This is a genomic window from Rhodococcus sp. EPR-134 (genome assembly GCF_001647205.1).
Classification (GTDB): domain Bacteria; phylum Actinomycetota; class Actinomycetes; order Mycobacteriales; family Mycobacteriaceae; genus Rhodococcus_F; species Rhodococcus_F qingshengii.
The window spans coordinates 1-7941 of the sequence record NZ_LVCT01000441.1 but is presented as its reverse complement, the minus strand read 5'-3'; the positions used below and the strand labels follow the sequence as shown (position 1 = coordinate 7941).

At 59.0% G+C, this 7941-nt stretch carries 7 protein-coding genes and 3 pseudogenes; 2 read left to right on the top strand and 8 right to left on the bottom strand.

Translation table 11 applies throughout. The features are described from left to right. Positions 1-142: 142 nt before the first annotated feature. Together A2J01_RS20515 and A2J01_RS37230 are read left to right on the top strand one after the other, a co-directional pair. Positions 143-1394 (top strand): annotated as a pseudogene (locus A2J01_RS20515) (Mu transposase domain-containing protein). Between the two features lie 216 nt (positions 1395-1610). Further along, positions 1611-1997, top strand: a pseudogene (locus A2J01_RS37230) (ATP-binding protein); the annotation flags it as partial. A gap of 160 nt (positions 1998-2157) precedes the next feature. Here A2J01_RS37230 and A2J01_RS20505 read toward each other — a convergent pair. The 8 genes and pseudogenes from A2J01_RS20505 to A2J01_RS20470 form a co-directional block, all read right to left on the bottom strand. Continuing rightward, positions 2158-2430, bottom strand: a complete 273-nt coding sequence (locus tag A2J01_RS20505) for a hypothetical protein (protein WP_058228369.1) — start codon at positions 2428-2430, stop codon at positions 2158-2160. Continuing rightward, positions 2427-2858 carry a tyrosine-type recombinase/integrase gene (locus tag A2J01_RS37470; RefSeq protein WP_051649477.1) on the bottom strand — a complete coding sequence of 144 codons (432 nt, stop codon included), beginning with the start codon at positions 2856-2858 and terminating at the stop codon, positions 2427-2429. The genes A2J01_RS20505 and A2J01_RS37470 overlap by 4 nt, the downstream gene beginning before the upstream one ends. 27 nt (positions 2859-2885) lie before the next feature. Beyond that, positions 2886-3815 (bottom strand): transposase, encoded by a 930-nt coding sequence (locus A2J01_RS20495; RefSeq protein WP_058228368.1) that lies wholly within the window; start codon positions 3813-3815, stop codon positions 2886-2888. Between the two features lie 22 nt (positions 3816-3837). Then, entirely contained in the window at positions 3838-4188 is a 351-nt protein-coding gene (locus tag A2J01_RS35265) for a transposase family protein (protein ID WP_074447157.1), read from the bottom strand. 1003 nt (positions 4189-5191) lie between these two features. After that, positions 5192-6187: a R2-like ligand-binding oxidase gene (locus A2J01_RS20485; RefSeq protein WP_042920084.1), complete on the bottom strand. Its 996-nt coding sequence runs from the start codon at positions 6185-6187 to the stop codon at positions 5192-5194. Between the two features lie 89 nt (positions 6188-6276). After that, positions 6277-6594 carry a ferredoxin gene (gene fdxA / locus A2J01_RS20480; RefSeq protein ID WP_042920082.1) on the bottom strand — a complete coding sequence of 106 codons (318 nt, stop codon included), beginning with the start codon at positions 6592-6594 and terminating at the stop codon, positions 6277-6279. 27 nt (positions 6595-6621) lie between these two features. Then, positions 6622-7632: an NAD(P)/FAD-dependent oxidoreductase gene (locus A2J01_RS20475; RefSeq protein WP_042920079.1), complete on the bottom strand. Its 1011-nt coding sequence runs from the start codon at positions 7630-7632 to the stop codon at positions 6622-6624. 28 nt (positions 7633-7660) lie between these two features. Next, positions 7661-7941: pseudogene (locus tag A2J01_RS20470) on the bottom strand (alcohol dehydrogenase); the annotation flags it as partial.

Genomic DNA, 7941 nt, shown 5'->3' with positions numbered 1-7941 from the left:
GTATGCCGGCGATGGATTCCATCGGCCGCAACAAGTGTCGATGTCTGCGAGGTCGGTGGGGGTGAAGAATGCGTGGAGCGCCACACGTTGAACCGTTGGGGTTAGCGACGGATTGGGATTGACCGTCTCCGATGCTAGGAGGGTGATATCAGTGGAGGATTGGGCAGAAATTCGTCGTCTGCAGCGCGGCGAAGAAACACCGATCAAGGAAATCGCACGACGGATGGGCATCGCCTGGGACGCCGGGCGCACTGCGTTACGCGCGCAGGGCCAGAGCCGGGTCGGGGGACGCGGCTCACTCGCCGATGGAGTCGAGCCACAGATCAGGCAACTGCTGTCCGAGTATCCGCGGATGCCCGCGACGGTGATCGCCGAACGGATCGGCTGGGAACATTCGCTGACCACACTCAATGATCGGGTGGGACAGATCCGGCCGGAGTACCAGGGAATCGACTCCGCCGACCGAATCACTTAGGAGCCTGGTCAACTCACCCAATACGATCTCTGGTTCCCAGAGACGAGAATCCCGGTCGCAGCCGGGCAAGAACGAATCCTGCCTTGTGCGGGTGATGACATTTGCGTTCTCACGGTTCACGACCGCATCGATGATTCCTTCGAGGCAGGGCGGGGGTATTCTCTCGGGAATGTGGACCTCGGTCGCGAAGATCGGTCGAGTGACCAAAACACTGCTGTGGGATAGAGATTCGGCGATCGGTGGCACTGGAAGGGTGATCACTCCAGCGGTGGCGTTCGCGGGAACATTGGCCACGCAGATCAAACTCGCTCCACCGCGGGACCCCGAGTACAAGGGCTTAGTCGAACGGCACAACGGCTACCTCGAGACCTCGTTTCCGCCTGGCCGCCGGTTCGCTTCCCCCGAGGACTTCAACGACTAACTCGGCGACTGGTTCCTACGCGCCAACTCTCGGATGGTTCGCTCGATCGGGGGCCGCGCGATCGACCTGCTCGACACGGACTATTCGGCGATGCTTCCACCGCCGCCGGTGAACCCGCCGATCGGACTGCACCACCGAATCCAGTTGGCCCGTGACTATTACATCAGGATGGATGCAGTAGACTACTCCGTCGACCCACGAGTGATCGGCAGGTTCGTCGACGTCGCCGCATCACCCGAACGAGGTGGTGGTCACCTGCGAGGGACAGGTCGTCGGCTCTTACCGACGATCCTGGGCGAACATGCCGTGGTTACCGATCCGGCTCACGTCCAGGCGGCCGCGCAGTTGCGGCAACAGTTCACCGCCGACCAGCGACGTCACCATGACGCCGACCGCCACCATCTCGACGGGCACCGGGCCGCCTTGCGTGCTCTGCCTGACTATGACGCCCTTTTCAGGGTCGATTTCTGCATTCCCACAACGAAAGCGAGAACGTAAGTGGCTACCTTTACCAGTTCGAAGACCACAACGCCAACGAAGCCGGCAGGATCATCCGATGGGTTGCCGTCGATGATCGCCCACCTCACCCGGGTACTGAAAACGCGGACGACCGGAGCAACCTGGGAAGATCTCGCAGCCCAGGGGCGGGATGAGAACTGGTCCCACACGAGGAATACCTTGCAGCGCTGTTTTTAACAGCAGGTCGCTGAGCGCGAATCCAAGGGTGCCATCATGCGGATCCGCACTGCGCACTTTCCGGCGGTGAAAACACTCGAGGACTTCAACCTCGACCGCCTGCCATCGCTACGTCGTGAGGTGTTGGCGCCCTTGGCCACCGAAACATTCGTGGCGAAGGCAGAGAACGTGATCCTGCTCGGCCCGCCCGGCATCGGCAAAACACACATAGCAATCGGACTCGGCGCAAAAGCGGCCCACGCCGGCTACTCCGTCCTCTTCGACACGGCATCGAACTGGATTGCTCGTCTCGGTGCCGTACACCATGCAGGCCGGATCGAAGCGGAACTGAAGAAGATTCGCCGCTACAAACTGATCATCGACGAGGTCTTGTCTCAAGAGTTTGATGCTGTGTTGGTCAGCTGAAGGATTCGAGGGCGGTGGCGACGTCGTCGTTGAGTTCTTCGGCTCGTCGTAGTGCCTTGCGGAGTCATTCTACTTCGAGTTCGCGGGCAGCGATTCGTCCGGCGGGTTCACCGATGGCTCGTGCCTTGTTCTGCGGAATCCGGGCGGATGTGATGAACGGTCATGTCGGCTGAACGAAACGGCCGAGCACCAATGCCCGCCCCTCCGAGACGGTGCACCGTTCCTCGGCTATCAGCCACCACTGCTGCAACGAAATACCCTCTTGCGCAGGAGTGTTCGTAAGTATCGCCGCCGTATCCGATATGACGTGCTGTCGGCGCCGCGGTCCGCAGTCCCAGGTGCGCACCATTTCCCTGACGGCAGCCATCACCCGATCGGGTTCGAATGGCTCTTTGCGCAGGTCCCGATCGATCTGAAGGCTGACCGCGTTCACCGGCACCCTCCCAGATCGTCCAATGCCGCAATTGTCTCCGGGGCGTAGTCGCGCATACCGACGTCCGGATTCCTTCCACAACAGTCAGGTGCGCGCTCCGCTGACGGCGAGCGACTTTCCACGAGCGCCTTCAACATAGCTTTCTCATCGACATAGGCATACACATCGGCAGTGGTGGACACATTCCGATGTCCGAGGATTTGTTGTGCCACATGCAGTCCCGCCGTGTCGACCAGCAACTGAGCCACCGTATGCCGAAACATGTGCGATGTCGCATGAACACCGAGCCGAGTCGCAGTGGCCCGAAACGACGCCTCGAAAGCTGGGTAGCGCAACGGACGACCCTTTGCCTGACGTCGCCCGACCCACAAAGCCGACGTATCGGCTTGGCCTCGTTCGAGCGAACCGATGCAAGTTCGGCAGATCATCAGCCGAAACGGCCGACATCCACAGGTTCAATTGTTTGCCAAGGCGTCCGGTGAGCATCCCTGCAAACGACTTGACATGGCCTGCAGTTGCTTCGAGGTGCCGGCAGCTGGCGAGAACCTGCTTGAGCCTGATCTGCCCATCGTCGGTGAGGTTGTCGGGATGCCGCGGCATCCACGAGGTGATCCGCCGCACTTTCGGCACCTTTCGGTGTGGACGGTGGAGCTGCCCCTATCCTGCGAAACGGGCGAAGGTAATCCAGAACGGAGCTGTATAGCTGCCGCGATATCCCAATTCTTGAAGTTCTTCGTAAAGTGCAGCAGCGTAGGCATGGCCGTCGTTGAAACGCTCGTGAAGATATTCGGCGAACTCGTCCAACATAGTTGGCAGGCCGGCTCGCGATGCCCCAACAACTCATCGACACTGTTCGCGTAGTAGAAACGACGAACGGTCTCCCGTGCCAGTTCGAGTTGCCGTGCGATAGTTCGGATTCCCATGCCTTCGTTCTTGAGAGTCTCGACCGCCTGGAAACGATTCTTCGTGCGGATGACGAGCATTGAACTCTCCGGACGGGTGGTGTGTACCTGCTCGGCGACCTGCTTCAGTTGTTTCGACGCGGTGCGTTCGATCGAAGGTTCAGGCTCGAACTCAGGATTCTTCAGGCAATTATGATGGGCTGCAACGGTTTTCCTCACAGCTTCGGCGAGGTTGTGCCATAGGTGCCGGCGGTCGGCGACTTCGATCGCCTCGGGCGCTCCGGCACGGGCGGCTTCGGCATACGCGCCAGCGCTATCACGACAGATCACCTGTGTTCCCGGATGTTCGGTGAGCCATTTTGGTGACTGTTTCGGCTTTCCGGTTGGTAAGAGAACATCGACGGGCCGGTGAGTGTCCATATCGATCAGAACTGTGCCGTACCGATGTCGCCTTCCCAGCTTGAAATCATCGACACCGAGCACTTCGACAGTGGTCGTGGGCGGATCAGGTAGCGCTCGGACCAGGCGCAACAGGGTAGAGCGTCCGACATATATGCCCAGCGCAGATGCCAAATGCGATCTTCTCGAGGGTTCCGCGTAGCAGCGGAGTGGTCCGTGCGTAAGCCTTGGTCAGTCCGTCGATCTGCTCGACAAATGTGCGTCGGTCACAGCCGGTGTTCGAGCACATAGGTCGACGTACCTGCAAGACAACGTAACTCGATCGGCCAGCTATAGCCGTATCGGCGAGCATTCGTTCGTACCGACTGTGCACTCGTTTCGAGGAAACACCGCACGTCGGGCAGCTCGCCAACGTCGACAACGGTGACGCCCGAATACGGACTCCGCCTGCGGTCACATCGACCGAATCGATGTCGACACCCGCCAGATGCGGAAGAAATGCACGCAGGTCACACCAGTTCTCAGGACATCAGAACGATCATCTCCCACACGGTCCACGTCATATCGGAACGACACGCGGCGTGAAGGTGGAGCCGTCACGGAAAGTGGGCCAGAACCAATTCCAACCCGTCGTTGACAGAGCCTCCCCGAACTGCCGCACCGATAGTGGGATATCCGGAAAACGCGGAGTTTGCGCGTAATGGCTTCGATATCCTTTGGGGATCAGCGCCATTGTCGGCGATCCTTCGGGCCGTTTCTCGGGAGGAACCGCACGAACCTTTCCTCAGCCGTCTGTCTGACAATCGTTGGCGCGGTGTGGGCGTCCTTGTTGAACTGTGGCCGTGGACTTCGATGATCGAGTCGTTGATGTCGATTAGCACCCGACCGCCGTCGCCGGCAGTCAGGGCGATTTCAGCGAGTCCGCAGAGAAACCGTGACGCCACGGCGTCGAGTTGGCGCGCGTGCCCGAAGGCGAATTTGCGCAGGCACGAACCCGACGTCGAAGGTGCCTAAGGGTGGTCGAATAGCGATTTCATTGCTCCGTGGCGGAGGATCGCCATGGCAACATGCTAGCCTAGCTGTGCCGTCGACGTGAGCGCCGCCGAGTGATCAATCTTCGGCCGGCATTGGCGCCTGCATCAGTCGGTACGGACAGGTGAGCAGTCCGGGTCGCTCGGCCAACGCGACCACTGGGGCCCAGCCATACGGTGGAAACAAGATTCGGGTCGTCGAATCTGGAAGTTGCGATGGTCGGGGTTGAGATAGTTGCATCTGCGAGGTGCTCTTCGCTGCGTCCGAATGTGATCTTCAGGAAATCTTGTTCATTCACTACGGCAAGGCTTTTCGCATTACGACTTGCGTTCGGCCACTATTTGGATCGGTGTATCCAGGCTTAACGGGGCGGCGATTGAAGGGACTTGGGGGGCTGGTCGAGACCAGCCCCCCAAGGTCTAAATAGCCTAGCTGCCGACCAGTTTCTTGTCCTGTGCGATGGCGTCAGCGATTGCCTTCTGATCCTGGATATGGAAGCGTTCTTCCAAATCGGCGGGGGAGTAGTCGAGATCGATACCCGCGGGATCTAGACCGCGAGCACTCTCCATCGATTCGAGTCGACGGTTGACCTTGTCGAGTGCGTAGTCGGTCATCTCGTCGATCGTGATGCCGAACGGAATTCCGCGATCCTCGTACTCGCTGAAGAGATTGACGATTAGGTTCAACGCAGGATTGAGCAGTTCCTGCATGCGGTCACTGACAGCGTCCCAGTTACGATCGTCAGCTGCAATGTGACGGCGGCACGTGAATGTTCCCCACGCCATGTGCCTGCGCTCGTCGTCACCGATGTGTTTGACGAGCTTTTGCATACCGGGCAAGATCCCCCGTCGTTGACACATCTTGGCCCACGCAAAATAGCCTGTCAGAGCGATGCAACCCTCAACGACGTGGTTGTACGTCACGCTCGCCCGTATTTGGTTCGCCGGGGATGGGTCCTCGGTCAGGGTGTATAGAGCACTGGGCAATTCGTCCAAGAAAATCTGCTTGTACGCGTCGCTGTACTCGACGTACTGGTGCAGATCTGTATTCTCGTGGCCAATGGCATTGAAGAAGCGCCGGAAACCCTCGGTGTGCTTAGCTTCCTCGTAGATAAACTGTGTCAGGTACAGTTCGTCACCGAGGCGCCCCTCTGCAGCCATTGCCGCCGCGAACGGCTGCAGGTCCTGAGTCACCGATTCCTCGCCGCCGATGAATTGAGACGCCAGCACCATGGTCAATCGCTGTTCGTCCGCGCTCATTGCGGCAAAATCCACCGCATCCTGGGTGAAGTCGATGGCCGCCGGATTCCAGACCTTCCCATTACCCTTGGTGAAAAGTTTCATCGGGAAGTTGTCGAGTTTCAGGCCACCTGGGGTAAGGCTGCCGAAACCGGTCCGACCGTTGTGTGTGATCGAGCGCTCCATACTCTGCTCCTAACAGTTTTTTCGGTGATGTCGCCGCGCGTTCCGCGACGACTGATGCATATAGCGTGTCGGTGGCGTGACTCGCCGGGTTAGTCGTCTTTGACAAAGTTCTTGACGAATTCCGGATCCTCAAGTGCTTCCTCGACTGTGGTTGAGCCGCCGGGATTCCCAATGGTCTCGAAAATGTTGGCAGCCGCTTCTTTGAAGGGCTTCCACTTGTCGGCCAGACGTTGCATGGGTTTGATCGCCTCTACCGGGCACACGATTTCGCACGCGCCACAGTCGATGCACTCGGTTGGGTTGATGTACGCCATCCGCCCGCCCTCGTAGATGCAGTCGACCGGACATTCCTCCATGCAGGATTTGTCCATGATGTCAATACAATTTTCGCCGATGACGAAGCCCATGACGATGCTCCTTTCCGATCCGGGTTTCTAGCTGATGGCTGCGAATACCGGCGCATTGTCGCTGGAATGTCCGGGTGCAAGACCGACTTCGGGCTGAAGGATGGCCGCGGCGTTGTTCACCGCAGAGGCGACCTCCCCGAAACCGACCGCGATAAGTTTCACTTTTCCTGGATATGTGGCGATATCACCGGCAGCAAAGACGCGGTTTCGATTGGTCCTCATTGTGGTATCGACCAGGATCGACCGATTCTCAAGTTCGAGTCCCCAGTTCGCGAGCGGACCGAGTTGCATCGTGAATCCGAGGGCCGCGACGACCAGCGTGCAGGGAACCGTGACCGGCTCGGTAGAGGCTTTGACGTTGACGATGGCGGAGTCGACGCTGCCATTTCCGTTCAGTGAGATGATTTCGGCATCGACGAGCTGGCGGCATGACGATTCCTGCAACAGTTTGACGCTGTGTGCGTGGGCGCGGAATTGCTTGCGGCGATGCACCAGGGTTGTCGATCGGGCACGCTCAACAGAAGCCAGCGCCCAGTCAACCGCTGAGTCGCCGCCCCCGACCACGAGCACGTCTTGCCCTTCAAGCACGTCGAGCCGGGGGACGAAATATTGCACACCCTTGCCCACAAACTCTTCGCCGCAGGGCAGAGGTCGAGGCGACACGGACCCCACCCCGGCGGTAATGACAACAGCCGAAGCCAGAATCTGCAAGCCTGTACTGGTTGCAATCTTCCACCGGTCTCCAACTGGGTCGAGACTAACCGCCTGCTGCCCCAACAGATATGTCGATTGAAACGGTGCGCCCTGCTGAAGAAGTCCGTCGATCAGCTTTTGTCCCTTTACTGATGGGAATCCGGCGATGTCGAAGATCAGCTTCTCCGGGTACATCGCCGTGATCTGTCCACCCGGGTTGGGTAGTGCGTCGATGACGGCGACCGACAGTCCGCGGAAGCCTGCGTAGTAGGCGCCGTACAGACCTACCGGACCGGCGCCTACAATGAGCAGGTCGACATCGACTGAATATTCCGTGCTAGCCATTCTTCTGATCTCTCTGTCAGCCCAGGGTTTAGAAGCGGATTAGCCCGCGGATGTTGTGTCCTTGACGCATGTCTTCGTAGCCCTCATTGATGTCCTCGAGTGCATACTCCTTGGTAATGAGCTCGTCGAGTTTGAGTTGACCAAGGTTGTAGAGCTCAAGGAGGCGAGGAATATCCATCTGGGGGTTGGACGAGCCGAAGAGGGATCCCTTGATCGACTTCTCGTACAGGGTGAGTTCGAATAGTGACCCGGAAAACGATTCTTCGTCCGGATGGCCAATGGCAGTGACGACCACTCGGCCACGCTTTC

Coding starts and splice junctions, on each gene's coding strand:
- A2J01_RS20485 (WP_042920084.1), bottom strand. CDS start 6,187: ATGGAGCGCTCGATCACACACAACGGTCGGACCGGTTTCGGCAGCCTT.
- A2J01_RS20475 (WP_042920079.1), bottom strand. CDS start 7,632: ATGGCTAGCACGGAATATTCAGTCGATGTCGACCTGCTCATTGTAGGC.
- A2J01_RS37470 (WP_051649477.1), bottom strand. CDS start 2,858: ATGATCTGCCGAACTTGCATCGGTTCGCTCGAACGAGGCCAAGCCGAT.
- fdxA (WP_042920082.1), bottom strand. CDS start 6,594: ATGGGCTTCGTCATCGGCGAAAATTGTATTGACATCATGGACAAATCC.